The sequence below is a fragment of the Megasphaera geminata F0357 genome (assembly GCF_000239275.1).
GTDB lineage: Bacteria > Bacillota > Negativicutes > Veillonellales > Megasphaeraceae > Megasphaera > Megasphaera geminata.
This window is the reverse complement of the sequence record NZ_JH417564.1, coordinates 1-24,338: the sequence shown is the minus strand read 5'-3', so window position 1 is coordinate 24,338 and position 24,338 is coordinate 1. Positions and strand designations below refer to the sequence as shown.

The 24,338-nt window shown below is 51.2% G+C and carries 20 protein-coding genes, 4 pseudogenes and 1 riboswitch; of the genes and pseudogenes, 22 read left to right on the top strand and 2 right to left on the bottom strand.

The window, feature by feature from the left end; genetic code table 11:
* Positions 1–25: 25 nt before the first annotated feature.
* On the bottom strand, positions 26–1,543 hold the full coding sequence (locus HMPREF0080_RS00635; RefSeq protein WP_006789137.1) for a dihydrolipoyl dehydrogenase family protein: 1,518 nt from the start codon (positions 1,541–1,543) through the stop codon (positions 26–28).
* A 210-nt stretch (positions 1,544–1,753) separates the two neighbouring features.
* On the opposite strand from HMPREF0080_RS00635, the pseudogene tig reads away from it, so the two are divergent.
* From tig to HMPREF0080_RS00540, 21 genes and pseudogenes are all read left to right on the top strand, one after another.
* Positions 1,754–3,077, top strand: a pseudogene (gene tig, locus HMPREF0080_RS00630) (trigger factor); the annotation flags it as partial.
* Positions 3,078–3,185: 108 nt separating this feature from the next.
* Entirely contained in the window at positions 3,186–3,794 is a 609-nt protein-coding gene (gene clpP / locus HMPREF0080_RS00625; protein ID WP_006789134.1) for an ATP-dependent Clp endopeptidase proteolytic subunit ClpP, read from the top strand.
* 22 nt (positions 3,795–3,816) lie between these two features.
* Complete coding sequence (gene clpX / locus HMPREF0080_RS00620) at positions 3,817–5,064, top strand: ATP-dependent Clp protease ATP-binding subunit ClpX (protein ID WP_006789133.1); 1,248 nt, start codon at positions 3,817–3,819, stop codon at positions 5,062–5,064.
* A 79-nt stretch (positions 5,065–5,143) separates the two neighbouring features.
* Positions 5,144–7,462, top strand: a complete 2,319-nt coding sequence (lon, locus tag HMPREF0080_RS00615; RefSeq protein WP_006789132.1) for an endopeptidase La — start codon at positions 5,144–5,146, stop codon at positions 7,460–7,462.
* A complete protein-coding gene (gene yihA, locus HMPREF0080_RS00610) occupies positions 7,462–8,109 on the top strand; it encodes a ribosome biogenesis GTP-binding protein YihA/YsxC (protein ID WP_006789131.1) in 648 nt (215 codons plus the stop codon). The genes lon and yihA overlap by 1 nt, the downstream gene beginning before the upstream one ends.
* Positions 8,110–8,138: 29 nt before the next feature.
* Positions 8,139–8,316, top strand: a riboswitch (cobalamin riboswitch).
* Between the two features lie 104 nt (positions 8,317–8,420).
* Positions 8,421–8,723, top strand: a complete 303-nt coding sequence (locus HMPREF0080_RS08965) for a hypothetical protein (RefSeq protein WP_050808788.1) — start codon at positions 8,421–8,423, stop codon at positions 8,721–8,723.
* On the top strand, positions 8,704–10,302 hold the full coding sequence (locus tag HMPREF0080_RS00605; protein WP_006789129.1) for a TonB-dependent receptor plug domain-containing protein: 1,599 nt from the start codon (positions 8,704–8,706) through the stop codon (positions 10,300–10,302). The genes HMPREF0080_RS08965 and HMPREF0080_RS00605 overlap by 20 nt, the downstream gene beginning before the upstream one ends.
* 9 nt (positions 10,303–10,311) lie before the next feature.
* Entirely contained in the window at positions 10,312–11,106 is a 795-nt protein-coding gene (locus tag HMPREF0080_RS11185) for an ABC transporter substrate-binding protein (protein WP_006789128.1), read from the top strand.
* Positions 11,018–11,263, top strand: a complete 246-nt coding sequence (locus HMPREF0080_RS11180) for an ABC transporter substrate-binding protein (protein ID WP_280959810.1) — start codon at positions 11,018–11,020, stop codon at positions 11,261–11,263. Before HMPREF0080_RS11185 ends, HMPREF0080_RS11180 begins: the two co-directional genes overlap by 89 nt.
* Positions 11,260–12,253 (top strand): annotated as a pseudogene (locus HMPREF0080_RS00595) (FecCD family ABC transporter permease). Before HMPREF0080_RS11180 ends, HMPREF0080_RS00595 begins: the two are co-directional and overlap by 4 nt.
* On the top strand, positions 12,250–13,032 hold the full coding sequence (locus tag HMPREF0080_RS00590) for an ABC transporter ATP-binding protein (RefSeq protein WP_006789124.1): 783 nt from the start codon (positions 12,250–12,252) through the stop codon (positions 13,030–13,032). The pseudogene HMPREF0080_RS00595 and the gene HMPREF0080_RS00590 overlap by 4 nt, the downstream one beginning before the upstream one ends.
* 28 nt (positions 13,033–13,060) lie before the next feature.
* Positions 13,061–14,061 (top strand): annotated as a pseudogene (locus tag HMPREF0080_RS00585) (sirohydrochlorin cobaltochelatase).
* 57 nt (positions 14,062–14,118) lie between these two features.
* Positions 14,119–15,270, top strand: a complete 1,152-nt coding sequence (gene cbiD, locus HMPREF0080_RS00580) for a cobalt-precorrin-5B (C(1))-methyltransferase CbiD (RefSeq protein ID WP_006789121.1) — start codon at positions 14,119–14,121, stop codon at positions 15,268–15,270.
* Complete coding sequence (cobI, locus tag HMPREF0080_RS00575; protein WP_006789120.1) at positions 15,260–15,973, top strand: precorrin-2 C(20)-methyltransferase; 714 nt, start codon at positions 15,260–15,262, stop codon at positions 15,971–15,973. The genes cbiD and cobI overlap by 11 nt, the downstream gene beginning before the upstream one ends.
* Positions 15,970–16,728 (top strand): precorrin-4 C(11)-methyltransferase, encoded by a 759-nt coding sequence (cobM, locus tag HMPREF0080_RS00570; RefSeq protein ID WP_006789119.1) that lies wholly within the window; start codon positions 15,970–15,972, stop codon positions 16,726–16,728. Before cobI ends, cobM begins: the two co-directional genes overlap by 4 nt.
* A gap of 12 nt (positions 16,729–16,740) precedes the next feature.
* Positions 16,741–17,784: a cobalt-precorrin 5A hydrolase gene (locus HMPREF0080_RS00565; protein WP_040346666.1), complete on the top strand. Its 1,044-nt coding sequence runs from the start codon at positions 16,741–16,743 to the stop codon at positions 17,782–17,784.
* 15 nt (positions 17,785–17,799) lie between these two features.
* On the top strand, positions 17,800–18,531 hold the full coding sequence (gene cobJ, locus HMPREF0080_RS00560) for a precorrin-3B C(17)-methyltransferase (protein ID WP_006789117.1): 732 nt from the start codon (positions 17,800–17,802) through the stop codon (positions 18,529–18,531).
* The gene (gene cobK / locus HMPREF0080_RS00555; protein ID WP_006789116.1) at positions 18,528–19,283 is read left to right on the top strand and encodes a precorrin-6A reductase; all 756 of its coding nucleotides are present in this window, start codon (positions 18,528–18,530) and stop codon (positions 19,281–19,283) included. Before cobJ ends, cobK begins: the two co-directional genes overlap by 4 nt.
* A gap of 1 nt (position 19,284) precedes the next feature.
* Positions 19,285–20,499, top strand: a complete 1,215-nt coding sequence (locus HMPREF0080_RS00550; protein WP_006789115.1) for a bifunctional cobalt-precorrin-7 (C(5))-methyltransferase/cobalt-precorrin-6B (C(15))-methyltransferase — start codon at positions 19,285–19,287, stop codon at positions 20,497–20,499.
* Between the two features lies 1 nt (position 20,500).
* On the top strand, positions 20,501–21,880 hold the full coding sequence (locus HMPREF0080_RS00545; RefSeq protein WP_006789114.1) for a cobyrinic acid a,c-diamide synthase CobB: 1,380 nt from the start codon (positions 20,501–20,503) through the stop codon (positions 21,878–21,880).
* Positions 21,881–22,512 (top strand): annotated as a pseudogene (locus HMPREF0080_RS00540) (precorrin-8X methylmutase).
* An 86-nt stretch (positions 22,513–22,598) separates the two neighbouring features.
* On the opposite strand, the gene HMPREF0080_RS00535 reads toward HMPREF0080_RS00540, so the two are convergent.
* On the bottom strand, positions 22,599–23,342 hold the full coding sequence (locus HMPREF0080_RS00535) for a BUD32 family EKC/KEOPS complex subunit (RefSeq protein WP_006789111.1): 744 nt from the start codon (positions 23,340–23,342) through the stop codon (positions 22,599–22,601).
* A 195-nt stretch (positions 23,343–23,537) separates the two neighbouring features.
* On the opposite strand from HMPREF0080_RS00535, the gene HMPREF0080_RS00530 reads away from it, so the two are divergent.
* The gene (locus HMPREF0080_RS00530) at positions 23,538–24,251 is read left to right on the top strand and encodes a hypothetical protein (RefSeq protein WP_006789110.1); all 714 of its coding nucleotides are present in this window, start codon (positions 23,538–23,540) and stop codon (positions 24,249–24,251) included.
* Positions 24,252–24,338: the final 87 nt, after the last annotated feature.

Below are 24,338 nucleotides of genomic sequence, written 5' to 3'. Positions count from 1 at the left end.
CGGGGCGCCTGCCGTTTGTACCGCGTTATTTGCCTTCGTAATAATATCTTGTCCACATGGTGACTTCCTGTAAGGACGGATGAGGTGTCATCGTTTCGCCGATGGTGTAGATCGACTGAGGCACGAGGTTTCTCGTCAGCCCTTCGGCGCGGAGTTTTTTTGCCGCAGGCGAAGCGATCTCTTCGTGGCGGATTTGGAGCTTTTGTTCGCCTGCATTCATGAGATTGATGAACGGCTGAATGAGAATGGAAGCTTCATGGCCGATAATATGAGCGCCGAGGAGATACGTTGTCTTCTTATCGATGACGAGTTTAACGAAGCCGTCGTCGTCATGGCCTTTGAGGAAACCGAGGGCATAGCCTTTGACAGCGGCGGAGTAGTGATTATAAACCACGTCGACGTCATAGCCGGCCTTTCTGGCAGCAGCTTCGGTCATGCCGACGTGTGCCGCTTCGGGATAGGTGTACGTAACGGCGGGGACGACGTCATAACGGGCCCAGCGCCAATTGTCCGGCATATTATCTTCAAAGAGGTTGTGTGCGATGACTTCGGCTTCGTAGTTCGCTTTATGACGAAACGGCGCGAGACCGTTGATATCGCCGAGCGCCCAGATGCCTTCAGCCGCCGTTTCGAGAAATTCGTTTGTTTCAATATAGCCGCGACTGTCAACGGTGATATCCGTATTTTCCAGGCGGAGAAGATCCGTTGACGGTTTGATTCCCGGTGCGATAAGGATTTCTTCGGCTGCGACGGAGCCTTCTTCACCGCTCGTGCGGTCCTTATAATGAAGGACTTTTTCTCCGTTTTTAACTTCAACGGAGACGGTATCCTTATTCAACTCCACGTCAATGCCGTAGTTTCGGAACTGCTTCAAAAGGAACGCCGAAATGTCTTCGTCGTCTTTCGGCAGGAGACGGACATTATGCTGAATGATGGTGACCTTTGTACCGGCCGCGTTAAAGATATGAGAGAATTCGCAGCCGATAGGGCCGCCGCCGACGACGATAAGGCTCTTGTACGGTTTTTCCGGGTACTTATCACCGAAAAGGCTTTCCGATGTAACGTAGCCTGCATCTTCCAAGCCTTCCAGGCGCGGGATATTGGTGCGGCAGCCCGTACCGAGCACTATTTTGCCGGCGCCGATTTCCGCCTCCGTGCCGTCGTTCATGGCAATACGCAACGTTTTCTTGCCGATAAAGGAAGCGGTTCCTTCATATATATCTATAATATCCATAGCCGCATAGTAGTTACGCGTGCCGGGCGAAGCGGCATTCAGGTATTTCCAAAGCCTGTCGGAGACAAGCCGCCAATCCAGCGACGGCGTACCCGCTTTAACGCCGATGCGTTCGGCTTCCCTGATTTCCCGCACGCAGTTTGCCGGCGTGACGAGGATTTTTGTGGGAATACAGCCGCGGTTGAGGCAGGTGCCGCCGAATTTACCACGTTCAACGATCGCTATATGAAGGCCCCGGCGGGCAGCCGCGTCAGTGACGATGTTTGCCGCTCCGGTACCGATTACAATCAGGTCATATTGTTTTGTCATGTCTGTGATCAATCCTTTCTACACTTAAAAGTGTACAGTTTAGAGATATTATAATATATATCTCCTTTTTTGCAAAGAACAAAAGGTTAAAGTCGAAGGTGTCCCTTTTCTTGTCAACCTTCACTTTGTGTGATATGATGATAGACGTATTATAATGATTTGACGAAAATCAATATAGGCATAAGAACTCGCGAGGAGGAACCGTTTATAATGAAAGTAACTGTTAATGAAGTAGACCGACACAAAGTGACCCTGCATATCGAAGTGCCCGCCAAAGAAGCGGCAAAGGGCGCTGAAGTGGCTGTCAAAAACCTGGCAAACCGTGTAAATATCCCCGGCTTCCGCAAAGGTAAAGCACCGCGCATGGTGTTGGAAAGCTTCTTGGGTAAAGATGCCGTTAAAGGAGAGGTTTTTGAAGTCGTTGCGTCCAAAGCGTACAACGATGCTCTGAAGGAACAGGACATTACACCGATAACAGAACCGGATATCAATAGAATTTCCGATGAAAAAGGAAGCGATTTCGTCTTTGAAGCAACCGTTATAAAGAAACCGGAAGTTGCATTGGGCGAATACAAAGGCATTAAAGCCGCTAAAGAAGAAGTGAAAGTTACGGAAGAAAATATTGCTGAAGAGCTCGTCAATCTGCAGAAAACGCATGCTAAACTCGCGCCCGCTCCGGAAGGCGCAAAAGCGGAAAACGGCGATTATGCGGTCATAGACTTCAAAGGCAGTATTGACGGCGTCCCTTTTGAAGGCGGCGAAGGCAAGGCTTATCCGCTTCAAATCGGTTCGGGCAGCTTTATTTCCGGATTTGAAGAACAGCTTATCGGCCTTAAAGCCGGTGAAAGTAAAGAGGTAAAAGTGTCTTTTCCGGAAGATTATTTTCAGAAAGACCTTGCCGGTAAAGAGGCTGTATTTGCAGTAACCGTACAGGACATTAAACGCAGTGAATTACCTCCTGTCGATGCTGATTTTGCCGAACTTGCGGGAAAATTCAAATCTGTCGACGAATTAAAAGAAGATATTCGCCGCCGTCTTGAAAAAAACGGCCGTTTCAAGGTAACGGAAGCATTTAACAATACTGCCTTTGAAGACGGCGATTGACAATGCGGCCGTCGATATTCCGGAAGTCATGGTCGAGCAGAAAATCGATCAGATGATTGAGGAATTCCGGCTCAAACTGCAGGTTCAGAATATGAACCTCGATGATTATTTGAAACACATGAACACGGATATGGATAAATTCCGTGAACAATATAAAGATGCGGCTAAAGAAAACGTGAAGATGGATCTCGTCCTGGAGGCTGTCGCTAAAGCCGAAACGATTGAGGTTAAAGATATGGATCTGCAGGCCGAAATCTTCACGATGGCGCAAAATTTCGGCGCCGATCCGCAGGAAGTTTATAAAATTATTTTGAAAGAAAGACGCGTTCCGATGCTCATTCAGTCCGTCGGCCGTAAAAAAGCGGCAGGCTTTATTCTCTCGCATGCGGTAGATACAAACGCGACGGAAGAAAAAGAGGAAACGCAGCCGGCGAAGAAAGCCGCCGATACATCAGAAGAAAAGCCGGCTAAAAAAACGGCTGCCAAACGTACGGCAAAGAAGAAAGAAGATACGCCGGAAGCGTAAGGGGGCATAGTAATGAAAATGCAGTATGTGCCGATTGTCGTTGAACAATCGTCCCAAGGCGAACGCAGTTACGATATTTACTCCCGCTTATTAAAAGATCGTATTATCTTTCTCACAGGAGGGATTGATGATACGGTGGCAAACAGCATTATTGCGCAGCTGCTCTTTTTGGAAGCGGATAATCCGGATAAAGATATTCATTTATATATAAACAGCCCCGGCGGTGTCGTCACTGCCGGTATGGCCGTTTATGATACGATGCAGTATATTAAGCCCGATGTTTCCACGATTTGTGTGGGTTCCGCCGCCTCTATGGCATCGGTCCTTCTGACGGCCGGTACGAAAGGGAAACGGTTTGCCCTGCCTCATTCGCAGGTGATGATCCACCAGCCCTTGGGCGGTGTCCAGGGGCAGGCCACGGATATTGAAATTCATGCCCGTGAAATCCTCCGTATGCGGAAGGAATTGAACGGCATCTTGGCCTCTCATACGGGCCGGCCCATCGAAGTTATCGAAAAGGATACGGAACGGGATAATTTTATGACCGCCGAAGAAGCCAAAGCATACGGCCTCGTTGATGAAATCCTTATCAGACCCGGTGATGCGGCTGTAAAGGGATAAATCAATAAGGAGGTAAGGTGACTTGGCTAAAGACCATAAGGACGAGCCGCGCTGCAGTTTTTGCGGCCGTACGCAAGATGAAGTGAAGAAGCTCATTGCCGGTCCAGGCGTCTATATTTGTGATGAATGTATCAACGTGGCGCAGACGATTTTAGAGGACGAACTGGCCGAGGACAAAGAGAAACCGGCCTTTGAATTAAAAAAATTGCCGACGCCTCGTGAGATAAAACAGAACCTTGATGATTATGTCATCGGGCAGGAAACTGCAAAAAAGACCTTGTCCGTTGCCGTGTATAATCATTATAAACGGTTACAGTCCAACAGCAGCATGAACAGCGGTGATGTAGAGCTGCAGAAATCCAATATCGTCATGGTCGGCCCTACAGGCAGCGGCAAAACGCTTCTCGCGCAGACTCTGGCCAGATTTCTGGATGTTCCCTTTGCGATTGCCGATGCGACCAGTCTTACAGAAGCCGGTTATGTCGGTGAAGACGTGGAAAACTGCCTCCTCAAATTGATCCAGGCGGCGGATTTCGATATTGCCAGAGCGGAACGGGGCATTATTTACATTGATGAAATCGATAAAATCGCCAGGAAGTCGGAAAATCCGTCCATTACGCGAGACGTTTCCGGCGAAGGCGTACAGCAGGCATTGCTGAAAATCCTGGAAGGAACGGAAGCCAATGTGCCTCCTCAGGGCGGCCGCAAGCATCCTCATCAGGAAATGCTGCAGATTGACACGACGAATATTCTCTTTATTTGCGGCGGTGCCTTTGACGGTATTGAAAAAACTATCCGCAGCCGTCGTACAGAAAAGAATATGGGGTTCGGTGCCGATATTCACAAGAAGAATGAAGAATCTGTCGAAGAACTTTTAAAAGAAATCATTCCGACGGATTTGCAGAAGTTCGGCCTTATTCCCGAATTAATTGGCCGTCTTCCCGTGCTTGTCACGTTGAATCCCTTAGATGAGGAAGCAATGGTCCATATTCTGACGGAACCGAAGAATGCTCTTGTCAAACAGTATCAGAAAATGCTTGATATGGACGAGGTGAAGCTGACTTTCACGGACGATGCGTTAAAAGCCATCGCCGAAGAGGCGCTGCGACGTAAAACCGGCGCTCGCGGCCTGCGTTCTATTATCGAACGGATTATGCTGGATGTCATGTTTGATGCGCCTTCCCGTAAGGACGTGGAAGAGTGTATTGTCACAAAAGAAAGTATTATTGACGGCAAGGCTCCTCAGCTAAAATTGAGATCATCTGAGTAATTTCTATAGAACTCATTTTCTGCCAAGGAAATGGGTTCTATTTTTCTAACGCTCCTTTTACTAAAAGAAGGTGAAATATATGGAAGAAACACAGCAGAATATACTGTCCGTCCCTCTGGTTACGCTACGGGGGATCGTTATTTATCCCAAGTTGGTAAGTCATATTGATATAGGCAGGGAGAAGTCGATGGCCGCTATTGAAAAAGCGATGGATACGAATCGGCTTCTCATGGTGGCGGCGCAGCTCCGCGAAAATGATGAAAATCCGGGATTTGACGAGATTTATCATGTCGGTACACTCGTTAAAATCCAGCAGATGCTCCGTGTCCCCGGCGGCGGCGTGCGCATTCTCGTCGACGGGTTATACAGGGCCGTGATCAACGGATTTTCCGAACGGGACGAGTATTTGGAAGTGGCTGTAGAAGAAATCCCCGAGTACGTTGACGATCAGCTTGAAGAAGAGGCTTTGCGCCGTGTTATGGCCGGCCGTTTCGAAGATTGGCTGCGCCGCGTCAAGGACGGTGATGAAATCCGTGATAAAATATCCGTCCTTGAAGGGCCGGGCGTACTTGCCGATTTTATCGCATCCCAGTTGCCGCTGCAGCTTATCGTCAAACAGCAGATTCTGGAAACGGCAAGTGTCAGTGAACGTATCCGGCGTGTTACGGGACTTCTTGATATAGAAACGGATATTGCCCGTTTAGAAGCGGAAATATCCAAGGAAGTCCGTTCGCAAATGGATAAGCAGCAACGGGAATATTACTTGCGCGAAAAGATCCGTGTCATCCATAATGAATTGGGCGATAAGGTTGATAAAGATACGGAAGTGGAAGAACTGCGCGAGAAAATCCGTGCTCTCGTTTTACCGGATTATGTGGAAAAGGCGCTCATGAAAGAAGTGGATCGCCTTGACCAGATGCCGCCGATGATGGCCGAGTCGGCTATTATCCGTACGTATATCGATTGGGTCATGGCTTTGCCGTGGTCGGAAGAATCTCAGGACAACGCTGACTTGAAGGCGGCTCAGGAAACGCTTGATAAAGACCATTACGGTCTGGAAAAGGTGAAAGAGCGTATTATCGAATACTTGGCGGTGCGCCAGCTGACAAGACGCGCCAAGGGGCCTATTCTTTGTCTTGTCGGCCCTCCGGGTACGGGCAAAACCAGTATTGCCCGCTCCATTGCTCGGGCGATGAACAAGAAATATGTACGCGTATCTCTCGGCGGCGTTCGTGATGAAGCGGAAATTCGCGGCCATCGCCGTACTTACATCGGCGCCTTGCCCGGCCGTATCATGACGGGAATGAAGCAGGCGGGAACGAAAAATCCCGTCTTTCTCCTCGATGAAGTGGATAAACTCGCGTCGGACCTCCGCGGTGATCCGTCGGCGGCGCTTCTGGAAGTGCTCGATCCGGAGCAGAATGATACCTTTACGGATCATTTTATTGACCTTCCCTATGATTTGTCGAAGGTATTTTGGATTATGACTGCCAATGTCATCGGAAATATCCCGCGGCCTCTCCTGGATCGCATGGAAATTATTGATTTTTCCAGTTACACGGAAGATGAAAAGGTGCAGATTGCCAAAAAGTACCTCGTGCCCAAGCAGCTGAAGGAAAACGGAGTGATGCCGAGAGAGGCGAAATTTTCCGATTCCGTGTTGCGTCATATTATTCGTGATTATACGCGTGAGGCGGGCGTGCGCACGCTTGAAAAAACAATCGGTTCCGTTTGCCGCAAACTGGCTAAAGCCATTCTTGTAGATGAGAAGCCGGATCTCTCCATTACGGTAAAACGCCTGCCCGACCTTCTGGGGCCTGCCCGGTTCTTACCGTCCAGCCATAACAGGCAGGATGAAGTAGGCCTTGTGACGGGGCTTGCCTGGACGCAGGTGGGCGGTGAAGTCCTGGAAACGGAAGTTGTCGCCGTCAAGGGTAAGGGAAGCCTGATCCTCACGGGGAGGCTCGGCGATGTCATGAAGGAATCGGCCACGGCGGCCGTTACATACGTGCGCCGCCGTGCTGACGAACTGGCGCTTCCTGAAGACTTCAACACGAAGACAGATTTACATATCCATTTGCCGGAGGGCGCTATTCCCAAGGACGGCCCGTCTGCAGGCATCACGATGGCGACGGCAATTGCTTCGGCCCTCACCGGCAAGGCCGTACGCCATGATGTGGCCATGACCGGCGAAATCACCCTGCGCGGCAGCGTTCTTCCCGTCGGCGGTATTAAAGAAAAAGTTATTGCCGCACATCGGGTGGGGATCAAGAAGGTCCTCCTGCCGGAAGACAATAAACGGGACATGGTCGATGTGCCGCAGAAGGTCAAGGACGATATGGATTTTGTTTTCGTCAGGCACATGGATCAGGTATTGGAACAGGCGTTGGTGAAATAATGACACTCAGAGATATAGCGCTTATCAATACTGAATATATAGCGTCGGCAGTCCGCCCGGACCAGTATCCGGACGGAGACAGGCCGGAAATCGCTTTTCTCGGGCGTTCCAATGTGGGGAAGTCCAGCCTTATCAATTCGCTGTGCAATCGTAAGGGATTGGCTAAAGTCAGCGGCGCTCCCGGTAAAACACGGACGATTAATTTTTTTGCGGGCGACATACGGGAACGCACGGACGGCGAGTCTGTCCGCCGATCCCTTTTTCTCGTCGATTTGCCGGGATACGGCTTTGCCCGGACGGGCGGTAAAAACCGTACTATATGGAGCCGTTTTATAGGGGATTACATTAAGAACTCGCCGCGGCTTCTGCTCCTGTGTCTGCTTGTCGACTTGCGCCATCCCGGCCTCCATATTGACGGCGAGGCCTATGCATGGCTCAGAAATAACGGAGTGCCCTTACAAATTGTCTGTACGAAAGCGGACAAGCTGAATCAATCGGACAGGCAGAAGCACCTGAATGAAATCAACAGGCTTTTTCCGGCGGCTCATCCCGCCATTGCCTATTCTGCCCTGAAGGGCTACGGCAGGCATCAACTCATAGAAAGAATCTATGACACAGTCGGAGCGGTTCTCATTGACGATACATAGGGCCTGTGATATAGTTTTTTAATAGAACAACTTGATATAGCGAATCAGGTGTCTGTGACCTAACAGAAAAGCCCGGTGTAATTCCGGCGCGGTCCCGCCGCTGTAAGGCCGAGAGAGATTACAATGATGTCACTGTACGTATGTATGGGAAGGCGTAATCGATCGTTGAAGCCGAGCCAGAAGAACTGCCTGATTAAGGATCACCGATAGAACCTGCGAGTGATGGGAAGGGGATTAAAACCGTGGTTGTAAAAGGTTGTAAGGTGTATTCCTTGCGGCCTTTTTTTTGTAAGTATTCGGGAGGAATTTGGTTGAAAGTCTGTCGACTTCTGCTTGCTTTTGTTTGTCTGACCGGTGTCGGTACGGGTATTGCCGCAGCCGATGCCGACCATATTATTCGCATTACGGCGCGGCCCATAATTGTTACGGCTTATAAAAATACCGGACCCTATGGAGGCGCCGGATTGCCGGAGGCTCAAACGACTGTTGTAACGGATAAGGAAATAAGCGCCAATAATTATAAGTCTGTCGAAGAGGTGCTGCGCCAAGTAAACGGGGTTTCTTTAAACAGCATGGTTCCGGGTATTTCATCGTATGTCCAGATTAAACGGTGACGACCGCGTCAATGTTCTTGTTGACGGACAGAGCCTTGCCAACGCCCAGGGAGCCGGATACGGCCGCGGTATGGTCGATTTATCGACGTTGCCGGGAGTGGAGCAGATTGCCAGGATTGAGATCGTCAAAGGGGCCGGATCCGTGCGTTACGGCGCCGGCGCTGTCGGCGGCACAATCAACATTATTACGAAAAAAGGCAGGAAAGATCGTACTGTTTTTGATATCGGCGGCGGTTCATGGGGACAACGGTATTACGGTTTGACACAGGAAGGTTCTGCCGGCAGTACAAGTTGGTTTCTTACCGGAGATCTTGATAAACGGGGGTATTATAAATTTCCTCACGGGGCCGTAACGGATAAGGCTGTCGGTGATACGTCGGCAAAGTTCCTTACGTTCCGTTTGGACCGGCAGTTGAGCAAGTCTGATTCCCTGACTTTCGGCATTACCCATAAGACGGCGCACGGACATGCCGTCACGTTTAAGCAAGTGAACCATCAATTTAAGGTGAGTGAACCAAAGCCTTTAGAACGTCTGATAAACAATTATAATCTGACATACCGCTTTCGGGAAAATACGAGCACACCCGGTTTTATCCGATATTTTAATGATTATTCGAAAACACGGTGGACTAACCGTTTTCATGCGCGGACACAGGGCCTGCAGGCGGAGCTTACCCGGATGAATGCGCATAATTTCATTACGGCGGGGCTGGAGTGGACGCAAGACAGCGGCTCTAACGACGGTGCCAATTATCAAAACAAAAAGAAAAATAACCGCGCCGTCTATGCGGAAGATATGATCGTCTACGGGAAGTGGTCCGTTACGCCGGGTATACGCCTGGATAAGAACAGTGCCTTCGGCTTTCATAAGACGCCGCGCCTGTCTGTAGAATACAGAGCTGATGCTGATTTTAATCTTTTCGCTTCGTGGAGCCGTGTGTATACGCCGCCGCGATTAAACGATATGTACTACTACAAACCCGCCGCCGGGCCGCATGCGGTAAGTTCTTTCGGCAATCCTTACTTGCGTCCTGAGACGGGATATTCACAGACGATAGGTTTCGACTGGGCGTATGATAAAAAATCAACTTTCCGTTTCAGCGCTTTTCACAGTTCTTTGAATGATGCCATTCGCTGGGACAGGGCGTCCAACCCGAAGACTGTGAGGAATCTGAACCGTGAAGACAAACGGGGAATCGACGTTTCTCTCCAGCACAGGATCAATAAGGCTTTGGACTGGGAACTGGGATATACGTATACGAAAACAAAAACGGACGAAGGCCGCGGCATGCGCCCGGACCGTGCCAATAACGGTCCGAACGGCTATCGGGCCGCGTTGCGGTATCATTGCGGAAAATGGCGTGCGAACTTGCAGGTAACGGCAAGGACAGGCCGCGATGATACGTATTATTTCAGCCGGTCTTATGTTCGCTGGGATTTAAATGCCAGCTATGAGGCCGGTAAGAATACGACCGTATATGCCGTTATCCGGAACCTCAATGACGACAGTTACGATCTTTACCACGGATACCCCGATGCGGGACGTAATTGGACGGCAGGAGTGAAGTATACATTTTAAGGAGCAGTCATGATTAAGAGGATTATTTTTTTCTGTATTTTTTGTCTGGCCGTCATCGTTTCAGGGTGCGGCCCGCAGCAGGCGGATATGGCGGATACCCCCGGGAATTTTGCGGTCATTACGGATAATGCCGGTCGGACGGTGACGCTGGCGACCAAGCCGGAGCGCGTAGTCGTTCTGTCTACATCGCTTATGAATTTTGCCGATGCCGTCGGCGGTGAGCTCGTCGGGCGTCCTACTGTCAAATCGGCCGATGCGATCGTTCCCGAACGGTATGCGGCCGTTCCCGAAGTCGGACCTGTCTATAACGTCAGTGCCGAAGCAATCGTGCAACTGAAGCCGGATTTAGTCATTGCCAGTAAATCACAGCATGAGGCATTGGCGCCGATTTTAGAACAAAACGGTATTGCCGTCCTCATTCTCTCGTCAAAAACATACGCTGACGTAAAGCGGAATATGAAGATCTTCGGCACGGTTTTTGCCAATGAAGAAGCGGCGGAAGCTCATCTTGTACAAATGGATAAAGAAATAGACGACATTAAGAGTAAGGTGCCGCGGGAAACGAAAAAAATCGTCATTATTCACGCCACGCCGAGTCAGGTTTCCGTGGAAATGCCGAAGTCCATTGCCGGAAATTGCGCCGACATTCTGGGATTTACGAATATTGCCGCAACGGGTGAGGTAAAGACGGAGGATTCGCAGGATTCCTTATTCAATGGAACGATTGGCCGAAGCGGATCCGGACATTATTTTTATTACGACAATGGGACGCAAAGAAAAGGTGGAGAAGAAAATGGCCGATGAATTCAGAAACAATCCGGCATGGAATGTTTTGAGCGCCGTTAAAGCGGGACGAGTATATACACTTCCGGAAAATCTTTTCCTTCTCAATCCCGGCCTCGGGTATCCGAAAAGTGTCGCCTATATGGCCCGTCTTGTGTATCCGGGAATCGATATATGAATTTAAAACGCAAAAGAAACCGTAACATAGGTATGATTACAGTCTTTTTGATGATTGCCGCCGGCCTCTTTATTCTTTCCGTGGCTCAGGGGGCGGCTTCCATCGCTCCCGCCAGGGTCGTGGAAGCGTTGACGGCACCGCAGCCCACGACGACGGGATCAGATCATTTGGAATATTCGTCTTCCCAGAACGTTGACGGGTATTTTTGTCGGGATGAATCTGGCTCTCGCCGGAGCCATATTACAGGCAATCATGCGTAACCCTTTGGCAGATCCGCATATTATCGGCGTTTCTTCCGGTGCGGGAGCGGCAGGTATCGCGATCCTTCTGCTTCTTCCCGCCTATCCGGGGCTTATCGTGCCCGCCGCTTTCGGCGGTGCCATGATTGCCGCCGCCGCCGTCTATCTGCTTGCCTGGAAAAACGGTATCCGCCCGGTACGCTTAATCCTGGCAGGCGTTGCCGTATCGGCTCTTCTGGGCGCCTGTATTTCGGGGCTTCTCATTTTATACAGTGACCGCGTTCACGGTGCTCTTCTGTGGATGGTAGGCGGCCTCGCCGCCAAAAGCTGGAATGATGTACAGCTCATTTTTCCATATTCCTGTATCGGGCTCGTTTTAAGTCTTTGCGGCGCTTATTATTTAAATATCCTCCAATTAGGGGACGAAGCCGCCAAGGGGATCGGCCTTAATGTAGAGCTGGCACGTGTAGTCTTTACGGCTATAGCGGCGCTTCTGGCTGCCGGTGCGGTCAGTGTGGCAGGGCTGCTCGGCTTTGTCGGACTTATTGTTCCTCATGCGGCCCGCCTTCTCATCGGTACGGATTACCGTTATATTATGCCTGCATCGGCTATCCTGGGTGCGGCCGTTGTCACGGGCAGCGATACTCTTGCGAGACTGCTCCTGGCGCCGATGGAATTGCCTGTAGGGATTATCATGGCTTTCCTCGGAGCGCCCTTTTTCCTTTTTCTGCTGAGGAGGGACGTATCATGACCAATGCCATGGAAGTGCGGAATCTCTCCTGTTCTATCGGCGGCAAAAGGATCCTTCATGATCTTGATATACAGGTGGAAAAAGAAAAAATTACATCCGTTATCGGGCCGAACGGCTGCGGCAAGAGTACACTTTTACGTTGCATGTGCCGCCTTCTCGACACGTATGAAGGCGTGATTACAATAAACGGGCGCAATATAAACGATTACGGACGGAAGGAATTAGCACGTCATATCGCTATTTTGACACAGCATCATACCTTGCCCGGCAAAGTTACGGGACGCGAGCTTGTCGAGCTGGGCCGATTTGCCTATATCAGTCCCTTTCGTTCCATGTCGGCGGAGAACGGCAAAGCCGTTACCGAAGCTATGGAGATCACTGGAACGACAGCCTTCGCGGGGCGGCTGGTGGAAACTCTTTCCGGCGGTGAGCAGCAGCGTGTTTGGCTTGCCATGGCTTTGGCGCAGGACCCGGAAATCCTTCTTCTCGACGAACCGGGAACATATCTTGATATCCACCATCAGTTGGAAATCATGAATTTATTACGTGATTTACGAGTAAAAACGGAAATGACGGTTGTTATTGTACTTCACGACATCAATCAGGCAGTCCAATACACGGACAATGTTGTGGCCGTAAAGGCGGGCCGCATTGTCGCGTCCGGCAAAACGGCCGACGTAATCAAACCGGACTTGATTAAAAATGTTTTTGATCTCACTGTCGGAGAATTTGTTTCGTCTTCCGGCGAACGGGTACTCATGCCGGTGAACAAAATATAATTTATCATTTTAAAAGGGAGTGGTTTTCATGAAAAAAGAAATGCTGAAAAAAGTATGCTTGCTGTCTGTGGCGGCAATGACGCTGGGGGCTTTTACGGGAGTGCCTGCTCAAGCGGGCTATACGCTGAATCCCGAAGTAAAGGATGCAACGCCGGCATTAAAACAGGCTGCCGAAATCGGCGTTCGTAAGCACGAAACGGAAGCTTTGAAAAATGAAAAAGACAAGGATGCCATTTTAGTTCTCAGTTTCGGCACAACCTATAAAAACAGCCGCGAAAAAACGATCAACAAGACAGTAGAAGATATTCAGGCCGCTCATCCGCATACAAAAGTCGTATTGGCATTTACCTCGCATATTATGTTGACCGCATCGGGCAGAAGGAAGGCATTGAGATTCCGACGCCGGAAAAAGCGTTGGCCCGGCTTAAAGAAGAAGGCTATACACGTATAGCCATTACCTCCCTTGACGTCATTCCGGGCATGGAATACGCATATGACACGGCGATCTATGATCTTTATAAAAACGATTTCAAGAAAATGGTCGTAGGTACTCCGATTATGTACTGGATGGGGCAGGAAGACCAGAGAGACGATGTTGAAGAATTTGTACAGGCATTGGCGACGCAGTTCCCGAAAACCGGCAAAGACGAAGCCGTTCTCGTCATGGCCCACGGCACTCCTCATCCGGCCAATGCATACTACTCCGTAGTGCAGAACCGCATCGATGCGGCGAATTTCGGCAATGTTTTCGTTTACTCCGTTGAGGGTTGGCCCCATCTCGACACGGTTATTCCGCAGTTAAAGGCCAAAGGGATAAAAAAAGTGACGCTTATGCCGATGATGATGGTCGCAGGCGACCATGCCAATAACGATATGGCGGGAGCTGAGGAAGATTCACATAAGAGCGTTTTGGAAAAGGAAGGCTTCACGGTGGATACGTATCTCCACGGTCTCGGCGAAAACCCGGCGGTCCGCAAGATGTTTGTGGAACGCGCCAATGAAGCATGGGATGCACTGGAAAAACAGTAAGTTTTCATGCTACAATAACATATTAATATAACTTTTTCAGACAAAGAGGCCTCTGTTATGGGATTGGATCATTATGCCGTTAAGGAAGGCAAAGAATTACGCTGCGGTTATACGACGGGTACCTGTGCCGCTGCGGCGACAAGTGCGGCGGCGAAAATGCTTTTTTCGGGTAAATCCGTCGCGTCCGTACGCATTGCGACGCCGAAGGGAATCGTCCTTGATTTGCCGGCGGAAGAAGCGGCATTTCTTGAAAGCGGCGCCCGTTGTGCCGTGCGTAAAGATGCGGGAGATGATCCGGATATGACAGACGGCCTCCTTGTTTTTGCGACAGTGGAGAAATCGGGTGAGAAAGGGATCCTCATCTGTGCCGGTGACGGTGTCGGTATCGTTACCAAACCGGGGCTGTCCGCCCCTGTCGGCGGGCCGGCTGTCAATGCGACACCGCGGCGGATGATCATGGAAGCGGCGCAGGCCGTCATGGATGCTTACCGTTATCGGGGAGGGTTGAAAATAACCCTTTCCATTCCCGGCGGTGCGGAAATAGCGCGGAAAACCTTTAACCCCCGTCTCGGTATTGAAGGGGGACTGTCCGTTTTAGGGACATCGGGTATTGTTGAGCCCATGAGCGAACAGGCGCTTATCGATACAATACACGTTGAGATGAATTCGCTGAGAGCCGCCGGCGGCAAGCATGTTCTCGCATTTTTCGGGAATTACGGTGTCGACTTTACGCGTAATGAGTGGGGCATTGATACGGAAAACCGCATTACGTGCAGCAACTATATAGGAGAGCTGTTGGATTATGCCGTATACCTCGGCTTTTCCGACGTACTTCTTATCGGGCATGTCGGGAAAATATTGAAGCTTGCCCAGGGGATTATGAATACTCATTCGCGCTGTGCCGACGGCAGGACGACGTTTTTGGCGATGGAAGCCATGTTTGCCGGTGCTTCAAAAGAGACGGGAAAGGCCGTTTATGAAAGTCTGACGACGGATATGGCGATTGATCTGTTGGCTGAACATGACCTTCTTAAACCCGTTCTGGCAAAGGCTATGGAAAAGATTTCTTATTATATGGATCAGCGCGTTCACGGCGCCTTGCGGACGGAGGCCGTCATGTTTTCCAATGCCCGCGGCGTTCTCGGAATGACAGGCGGAGCGGAGGATTTACTGACCCTTTACAGGAAGGAGAAAAATCTTGAAAGGTAAGCTTTTTTGCATCGGATTGGGGCCCGGTGACCCTGAATTGATTACGCTGAAAGCCGTGCGTTTGATGAAAGAATGCCCTGTATGGGTTGTCCCTCAAGGACATTCCGACAAACTCACGGCGCAGGGGATTCTCCGGACGGCCCTGGACCGCTTTGTCGATGTGGAACGGGAAAGTAAGGAAATACTTACGGCGTATGTTCCCATGACGCGGGATGAGACCGTGTTGGCCGGGGCGCATGAAGAGAACAGAAAGGCCGTTGAAAAACATCTGGCAGAAGGGCGGAATGTAGCCTTCTTCGTACTCGGTTGCCCGACCGTATATGCATCGAGCGCGTATGTACAGAAACGCATCGCCGCCGACGGGTATGAGACGGAAACGGTTCCGGGTATAACGAGTTTTTCCGCAACGGCGGCGGCCTTAAAAACCGCTCTTTGCGAAAAGGAGGAGCCCCTGTTTATCATTCCGGCCAAACGCGATGATTTTGAGGCGCTCATCGATGTACCGGGCAACAAGGTGATTATGAAGCCTGCCGATCGTTTGCCAGAGATAAAGGCCGTGTTACGGGAGAAGGGGCTTATTGACGGAGCTTCCATGGTAGAACGGTGCGGCTTGCCGGAGGAAAAGGTATATCCGAAACTTGCCGCTGCCGCTGATAATTCATATTTCTCCGTAATTCTTGTGAAGAAGGGGGAGCGGATATGATTAATTTTGTCGGTGCCGGCCCCGGAGCCGTCGATCTCATAACGGTCCGCGGCAAAGCTCTGCTGGAAGAGGCTGATCTCATCATATATGCGGGTTCTCTTGTCAATCCCGGACTTCTGGATTATGCCAAAGCCGACTGCCGGATTATGGACAGTGCGTCCATGACCTTGGAAGAAGTGCTGGCGGCAATGAAAGACGCGGAAGAAAGGGGTGAAATGACCGTCCGCCTCCATACGGGCGATCCCTGTTTGTACGGGGCGATCCGCGAACAGATGGATATACTTGATAAGTGGGGTATTGCCTACGAGTATACGCCCGGAGTCAGTTCTTTTTCGGCAGCAGCCGCGGCGCTTAAGGCCGAGTACACCTTGCCGGGGGTCAGCCAGTCCGTTATCATCACGCGCACTGAAGGCAGAACGCCCGTGCCTGAGAGACAGACGATTATTGATTATGCGGCTCACGGCGCGACAATGGTTATCTTCCTCAGTACGGGCCTGGTGGAAAAACTTTCAAAGGAACTGATCCGCGGCGGTTACAGTGCGGATACGCCGGCGGCTATCGTCTATAAAGCATCATGGCCGGAAGAAAAGGTATTTCGCTGCACTGTTGCCGGTCTGGCGGAAACGGCGGAGCGGGCGGGCCTTAAAAATACGGCGCTTATTCTCGTAGGCCCGTTCCTGACGGGCGCTTATGAACGGAGCAGACTGTATGATCCGGACTTTTCTCATACCTGCCGCAGGGCAAAAGAAAAATAAGCGGGTGAAACTGTGCGCGTGAATATATTCTTTTTTACGGCGGCAGCCGGCAGAACGGCGCTTCGCATTGACGCGGCGCTTCGTGCTTCGGGCCGTGAGACAACCTTATATACCGTCGGTAAAGTCGCGTCGGAGAATGCGGGCTTTATGGAAATACGGCCGTCTTTGAAGGAAGTAACGGGCAGACTTTTCCGGGCCGGAGAAGGGTTGGTCTTTATCGGCGCCGCCGGCATTGCCGTCCGTTCCATCGCTCCTTTTATCAAAGGAAAGGACGAAGACCCGCCGATTCTCGTGATTGATGAAAAAGGAAACTTTGTTGTCCCTATCTTGGCGGGACATATAGGCGGAGCCAACGCGCTGGCGCGGCATTTGGCAAAAGCATTGAGGGCCGTACCCGTTCTGACGACGGCAACCGATGTAAACGGGCTCTTTGCCGTTGATGAGTGGGCGGTAAAAAAAGGCTTTACCCTGTCGTCTCTGCAAGATGCCAAAGCGTTTGCGGCAGCCCTGCTGGACGAAGGGCGTGCGGGAGTCTCCGCCGATTTTATTATGGACGGCCCGCTGCCGCCGGGACTGGAAATAAAGGAAAAGGGTCCTGTCGGCATGGCCGTGACGGCATTTGCGGACAAGTGCCCTTTCGACGTGACCGTACGGGTCTATCCGCCGGTCCTCCATATCGGTGTCGGTTGCAGGCGGGGGAAAGGCCGCGCCCGTATCAGAAAGGCCGTTGAGGCCGCCTTAAATGAGGCCGGGCTGGCGCCTGAGGCGATTAAAGATTTTAACACGATTGATATTAAAGCCGATGAGGCGGGGCTTCTCGAAGCGGCGGAAAGCTTCGGCGTGCCTCTGCGCCTTTACAGTGCCGAACGTTTACGGGAAGTGAACGGTAATTTTACAACGTCTGATTTTGTCAGGCAGAACGTCGGCGTGGATAATGTCTGTGAAAGAGCCGCTTTGGCCGGTGCGGTGACGGGGAAACTGATCGTCCGTAAGTACATCCGCGACGGTGTAACCGTAGCCGTAGCCGTGGACGGGGCGTCTCTTTCCTGGGAATAGGATTAGGAGCGTATCATGGCGGGAAAAATTTATGTAGTCGGTCTCGGACCGGGCGGAGCGGAGGACATGACCCTGCGTGCCGTAAAAACCTTGGAAAAATGCGAGGTCATAGCCGGGTATACGACATATATCGATCTCATTAAGGAACGATTTGCGGATAAAGAATTTGTTGTGACCGGTATGAAAAAAGAAGTGGAGCGCTGCCGTGCGGCAGTCGACGAAGCGCGCAGGGGAAAAATTGTCGCCATGGTATCAAGCGGCGACGCCGGTGTTTACGGTATGGCGGGAATTATGCATGAAGTGGCCGAACCGTATGACGATATAAAGATCGAGGTGATCCCGGGTATTACGGCTGCCTGCTCCGGGGCGGCGCGGCTCGGAGCGCCCCTGATCAGTGATTTTTGCCTTATTTCCCTGAGCGATCTCATGACGCCGTGGAAAACGATTGCGAAGCGGCTGGAGCTTGCCGCCGCCGCCGATTTTGTCATTTGCCTGTATAATCCGGGCAGTAAAGGGCGTCCCGGATATTTGGAGAAGGCATGCCGGGTTATCGGCAGGCATTTGCCGCCGCAAACTCCGGCCGGTATTATCCGTAATATCGGCAGAGACGGTGAGACGGCGGTTATTACGACTTTGGCGGAGCTTGAAAAAACGGAAGCGGACATGTTTACGACTGTTATTATCGGCAACAGCCGGACCAAAGTTATAAAGGGGCATATGGTCACACCGCGGGGCTATACGCTATGATCCGCCGTCTTTGGATAGCGGCAGGCACGACGGAAGGGCGTATGCTGACGGAAAAGCTTGCCGAAAACGATGTGGATATTTTTGTAACCGTCGCTACCGAATACGGAGCTTCGCTGATTACGGACGCGGCAAATGTAACCGTTTCGGACAGACGCCTGAACCGTGAAGAGATGGCGGCCTTTCTGGACGATGTTAAGCCGGATCTGGCCATAGATGCGACACATCCTTATGCGACTGCCGTTACGGAAACAATGCGACGGGCCTGCGCCGCCGCCGGCGTGCCTTATAAACGTCTCCTGCGGCCGGCAGGCGAGGAAGGGCGTTGTCTGCGTTTTTCTTCCGTTGAAGCAGCCGTTGCCTGGCTTGATCATACGGAAGGTGAAATATTTCTTACGACAGGGAGCAAGGATTTACATACATTCACCCTGCTGCATGACTTTAAACGGCGCCTGACCGTACGTATTCTGCCGGTCCGGGACTCTCTCGATAAAGCGCTCGGGCTGGGCTGTCCGCCGGCGCGTATTATTGCCATGCAGGGGCCTTTTTCCTTTGAATTGAACGTGAGCATGTTCAAAAACAGCAAGGCACGCTGGGTAGTAACGAAAAACTCCGGTTCCGTCGGCGGTTTTGAGGAAAAACTGGCGGCGGCGGAAGCGGCGGGAGCGGCGCTTATCGTCATAGAACGCCCGGATGATGCGGGTATTACATATGAAGAAATGGTAGATTTCGTGAAAAAACAGTTGGAGAAATAAGATGCTTACAATCCATGTAATCGGCATGGGGCCGGGAAATCCCGACTTATTAACCGGACGGGCGCGTAAGGCTTTGGCGGAAGCGACGATAGTCGTCGGTGATACACGGCTCTTACGTGACGAAGTAAAAAAAGGAAAGACTGTTGTCCAAACGTATAAAGCAGATGAAATACGGGATATTGCCGCTCATGCGGACAGAAAAAAAGACTGCCTTGCCGTCCTCGTTTCGGGTGATGTGGGTTTTTTCAGCTTATCTAAATTTATCCGCCATTTTCCCGATTGCCGGATAATTCGCCATCCCGGGATCAGCAGTCTCGTCTATTTTGCGGCGGCCCTTGAAACAGATTGGGAAGATGCTCGCATTGTCAGCCGTCACGGTTGCCGGACCGGTCTGGTAGAGCCCGTCATGACTCATAAAAAGGTTTTTTGTCTTACCGGCGGCACCCATAATTCCGTTTGTGATTTATGCCGTGAATTATCTGACAACGGCCTTGGCAGCGTACGTATCGTCGTCGGTGAAAACCTTTCCTACAAGGACGAAAGGATTACTGAAGGAACGGCGCAGGAACTCAAGAACCGACATTTTGACCCGCTTGCGGTCATGATGATTTTTAACGACAGGGCGCGCCCCCTTGTGAAAGGTGTGCATGGCTGGGAAGACGGCCTTTTTATCCGGGACAGGGTGCCCATGACCAAGCAGGAAGTCAGGGCCCTGGTTATTTCCAAGCTCCGTCCCCGGGCCGACGACATAGTATACGATATCGGTGCCGGTACGGGAGCATGTTCCGTGGAACTGGCCTTCCAGGTTCCTTTGGGCAGGGTATACGCCTTTGAAATAAACGAAACGGCAGTTTCCCTGGCAGAAGCGAATAAAGAACGCTTCCGTGCCGATAATTTGGAGATCATCAAAGGAGATGCGGCGGAAACGATTGTGCCGGCAGAGGCTCCCGACTGTGTTTTTATAGGCGGAACGAAGGGAAAACTGGAGACTGTCCTTGACATTCTTTATGACAAAAATGCCGGCTGCCGCGTCGTCATCACGGCAATCACGCTGGAAACGGCAGGCGCCGTTACGTCTTACTATAAGGATAAAAGGGATTATGATTTAAATACGGTACTGCTTTTTGCGGCGGCCGATAAAAAAGTGGGGCCCTATACGCTGATGGAAGGGCATAATCCCGTCTATATTATGACGGCGTTGCCGCGGGAGCTGTAAGATGAAGCATGCAAATCCGCGACGTCTGCTCTTTGCGGCGCCTGCCAGCGGCAGCGGCAAGACGACGGTCGTTTGTGCCGTTATGAGGGCTTTAAAGAAAAGACGGCTTGCCGTACAGTCCTTTAAGAGCGGGCCGGATTATATAGATCCTATGTTTCACGCCGCCGTTACCGGGGTGGAAGCCCATAATCTGGATGTATTCCTGTTCGGCGGCCATGGTGTCGGCGAGCAGATGTGCAGGCGTATCCTTGCCGGAGCGGGAGAAAGGGCGGATATTTCCGTCCTTGAAGGCGCCATGGGGTACTATGACGGCCTGGGACTTTCCGAAGAATACAGCGCCTATGAGTTGGCGCGGTTTACCGGAACGCCTGTCGTTCTCATCGTTGACGGCAAGGGGACCGCTTTATCCTTAGCGGCGGTTTTGAAAGGAATGGCCGGATTTCGTACCGACAGCCGCATTCAAGGATTTATTATCAATAATATACATCCTGCCGTATATGCGTATTATAAAGCGTTGTGGGAGCATGAATCCGGCCTTAAAGGGTACGGCTGTCTGCCGTATATCGGGGACGCTTCTGTCGAGAGCCGCCATCTCGGGTTGGTTACGGCCGAAGAAGTAGAAAATTTGCGGTATAAAACGGAGTTGTTGGCCGCAGCGGCGGAACGGCATATTGATCTGGACGGATTGCTTGTCCTGGCTGCAACGGCGGAACCTTTTTCATACGGCGAAGCACAGCCGGCCAAGCCCGTAAAAGCGCGCATCGCCGTGGCCAAGGATAAAGCGTTTTGCTTTTACTATGACGAGTCTTTGCATAGCCTTGCGGCGGCAGGGGCGGAACTGATCCCGTTCAGCCCTCTTGAAGACGGCGAATTGCCGGCGTGCGACGGCATTTATATCGGCGGCGGTTATCCCGAATTATATGCCGCTGATCTGAGTGCCAATGTTTCCCTGCGGCAGCGGCTTCGGCGGGCCGTAAGAGCGGGAATGCCCTGTTTCGCCGAATGCGGCGGCTATATGTATTTGTCCGAGGCGTTTTATGATAAAACGGTGTGCCTGCCTATGGTCGGCGTCGTGCCGGGAAAAGTGCGGATGACGGACAGGCTGACGCGGTTCGGGTATATCACGCTTACTGCCGAAAAGGACACCTTTCTCTGTAAAAAAGGGGATACCGTACGGGCTCATGAATTTCATTATTCGGACAGTACGGAAAACGGTTCCGCCTTTACGGCCAGAAAGGCGGGCGGGAAACGTTTTTGGCCGGCCGTGTATGCCGAAGGAAATATTCTGGCGGGGTATCCGCACATTCATTTTTGCGGCACGCCCGGTTGGGCCGAAAATTTTGTAAATGCCTGCGCCCGGTGGCGCAGCGGAGGGAAATAAATGGAAATTGAACACGTCTTGCCGGCGGATATAGAAAAAAGAAGTATGGAAATCATTGATGAAGAACTCGGTGAAATTCAATTGGAACCCGAAAAAATTGATATTATTAAACGCGTCATTCATACGAGCGCCGATTTCGACTACGCACGAATCTGCGTTTCAGCGATGATGCCGTCGCTTCCGCTTTAACGGCCATTCGGGCCGGCTGCACTTTTGTAACCGATACGAATATGGCTTTTACGGGTATCAGTGCGAGTGCGCTTGATAAGACGGGCAGCGTAAAAGCATGTTATATGGCCGACGCCGATGTGGCCGCCCGCGCTAAAGAGGCCGGCACTACGCGGGCGACGATTTGCATGGATAAGGCAAGCGAGGTGGAAGGTCATGTAATTGTTGCGGTCGGTAATGCGCCGACCGCTCTTTTCCGGCTGGCCGATCTCGTTGCCGCCGGTAAAATCCGTCCGGACCTTATTGTCGGCGTGCCGGTAGGTTTCGTCAACGTTATTCAGGCGAAAGAAGTGATCATGCATTGCGGTGCGCCCTATATTGTCGCCGTCGGACGGAAGGGCGGCAGTAATGTGGCGGCGGCTATTTGTAATGCCCTGCTCTATAAGATTACCGGAGGCGCCTGAACAGATCAAGTGGGGTCGACACGTCGCCGGCCCCGTTCAGGGAAAAGGGAATACTGTCAATAAACGGAACGGCAAACAGAGTGTTTTCAGAGAGGCTCTGTTTGCCGTTCCGCGGTTATTTTGCATATGTATGCCGCTGTCATGGTTACGGAGACGACGTCTATCCAGTGAAAGGCCGAAAGACTGCGACAAATGGAAAAAAAGCGTCTGTGTTCGTTTATAAAGCTGCGGACCTCTATAAAACGGCGGGCTTCCGACGCAACCGATTTATAGCCTTCCACGGTTGCGTCGATAAGGTCTTCCGTCGGCCATTCTTCACGGAAACAACTGTGGAGAAGAAGAAAGAGGTCCGTAATACGATAATCCGTTTTAATGAAGGGCACTTTATTTTCCCAGTCGAGGAAGGTGATTTTCCCGGTCTTTTTATCCCACGTAATATCGCGCAGCGCCGGCCTGCCGTGCCAGAGATTTCGGCTGTGCAGTTCGGCCAGGGCTTTGCCGGCGTTGTAATAAACGGAAACCGCTTCTTCGGCCGGTAAAGCGGCGGCAACCGACTGCAGCGGCATGCCTGAGGCATTCATGAGGAAAAAATCATCATGTAAGATTTCAATATGGGGGGCCAGGGGAATGCGGGCGTTTACTGCGAGTATTTTGTATGCTTCCCGGTAAAATGCCGTATCCGTACCGCTTTTGGCAAAAGCGTTACGGCCGTTTGCCAGGCGGCGTTTAATGTAATAACATTTATTTTCATATGTAAGGGGAAGTACCCGTTTTTCCGGTTGGGCCGCAATGGCGGCCAGTGCGGCCCGCTCCAAGTTCGTATCAACCATGGTCGTACCTTCTTTTTCGTTTCAGTGACAATCTATGAAATCAGTATAAACAGTGACCGAGATACTTGTCAAACGGAATAAATTTAAACAGCCGAAAAAGATCCGGGAATCGTGTCGGTAAATGAGAATTGACAGAATGGTTAAAATATGCCATGATAAGCGAAACCGGTTCTTTGCAAGATAAGGAGGAACGTTATGAAAAAGTCTATGAAACGTTTTGTTTTTGCGGTTCTTGCGTTGTCTTTGGCTGCGGCGCCCGCTTCCTTCAGCCGGGCTGAAGCGGTAATGCAGCCTCTTGACGGCGCGGCTGCCGAAGCGATGGTAAATCAGTGGAATAAAAATTGGTACGACAGTAACGGCCGGTATATCATGTCTCTTGAAGGCGGCTATATTAACGGCTGCCCTATTTTAAGCGGTACCGTCACGAATACGGTACGGGAAGTAATCGGCAACTTTACTATTCAGGAACCGGAAAAAGTACGTCATATCGTTATCAAGCACAGCGGTATGGGGATGCATGAACAATTGATTATCGACGATATCTGGAATCTTTCGCCCAATGCGTATGCCGCTTATTATGAATCGGTAGGCGGTGTATATTTAGGGATGACAATGGCACAGGTAGAAGCTGTTTACGGTAAACCGGGGCATTCCAACTGGACGCCGGAAGTGGAAACATGGTTCTATGACGAGTCGGGGTTCCGACTGGACTTTGAAGTAGGACGTGTCGTTTCCATTACGTTCCGTGCCGCGGGTAACAGGCATCTTGACAGAACGGGCTTCAACTGCAAGACGGGTCCCGAAGAATTTGCCCGGCTCTATCCGATGGGCGCGGTTCCGCATTGGGCGGCGTTTATTACATTGCTGACGGTGAATTCCTCGATTTCACCGATTATCCCGATGCATTAACTCTTTCCATCTACAATCATCACGTAAATTAAACTCCGGCGGGTCCTTGAATATTGATATGCTCCCCTTTAGGTAGACATGAGAAAT

Excerpts from the sequence above, each read along its gene's own strand:
- HMPREF0080_RS00635 (WP_006789137.1), bottom strand. The coding sequence starts at position 1,543 with ATGACAAAACAATATGACCTGATTGTAATCGGTACCGGAGCGGCAAAC.
- clpP (WP_006789134.1), top strand. The coding sequence starts at position 3,186 with ATGAAAATGCAGTATGTGCCGATTGTCGTTGAACAATCGTCCCAAGGC.
- lon (WP_006789132.1), top strand. The coding sequence starts at position 5,144 with ATGGAAGAAACACAGCAGAATATACTGTCCGTCCCTCTGGTTACGCTA.
- yihA (WP_006789131.1), top strand. The coding sequence starts at position 7,462 with ATGACACTCAGAGATATAGCGCTTATCAATACTGAATATATAGCGTCG.
- HMPREF0080_RS00605 (WP_006789129.1), top strand. The coding sequence starts at position 8,704 with ATGTCCAGATTAAACGGTGACGACCGCGTCAATGTTCTTGTTGACGGA.
- HMPREF0080_RS11185 (WP_006789128.1), top strand. The coding sequence starts at position 10,312 with ATGATTAAGAGGATTATTTTTTTCTGTATTTTTTGTCTGGCCGTCATC.
- HMPREF0080_RS11180 (WP_280959810.1), top strand. The coding sequence starts at position 11,018 with ATGGAACGATTGGCCGAAGCGGATCCGGACATTATTTTTATTACGACA.
- HMPREF0080_RS00590 (WP_006789124.1), top strand. The coding sequence starts at position 12,250 with ATGACCAATGCCATGGAAGTGCGGAATCTCTCCTGTTCTATCGGCGGC.
- cbiD (WP_006789121.1), top strand. The coding sequence starts at position 14,119 with ATGGGATTGGATCATTATGCCGTTAAGGAAGGCAAAGAATTACGCTGC.
- cobM (WP_006789119.1), top strand. The coding sequence starts at position 15,970 with ATGATTAATTTTGTCGGTGCCGGCCCCGGAGCCGTCGATCTCATAACG.
- cobJ (WP_006789117.1), top strand. The coding sequence starts at position 17,800 with ATGGCGGGAAAAATTTATGTAGTCGGTCTCGGACCGGGCGGAGCGGAG.
- cobK (WP_006789116.1), top strand. The coding sequence starts at position 18,528 with ATGATCCGCCGTCTTTGGATAGCGGCAGGCACGACGGAAGGGCGTATG.
- HMPREF0080_RS00550 (WP_006789115.1), top strand. The coding sequence starts at position 19,285 with ATGCTTACAATCCATGTAATCGGCATGGGGCCGGGAAATCCCGACTTA.
- HMPREF0080_RS00545 (WP_006789114.1), top strand. The coding sequence starts at position 20,501 with ATGAAGCATGCAAATCCGCGACGTCTGCTCTTTGCGGCGCCTGCCAGC.
- HMPREF0080_RS00535 (WP_006789111.1), bottom strand. The coding sequence starts at position 23,342 with ATGGTTGATACGAACTTGGAGCGGGCCGCACTGGCCGCCATTGCGGCC.
- HMPREF0080_RS00530 (WP_006789110.1), top strand. The coding sequence starts at position 23,538 with ATGAAAAAGTCTATGAAACGTTTTGTTTTTGCGGTTCTTGCGTTGTCT.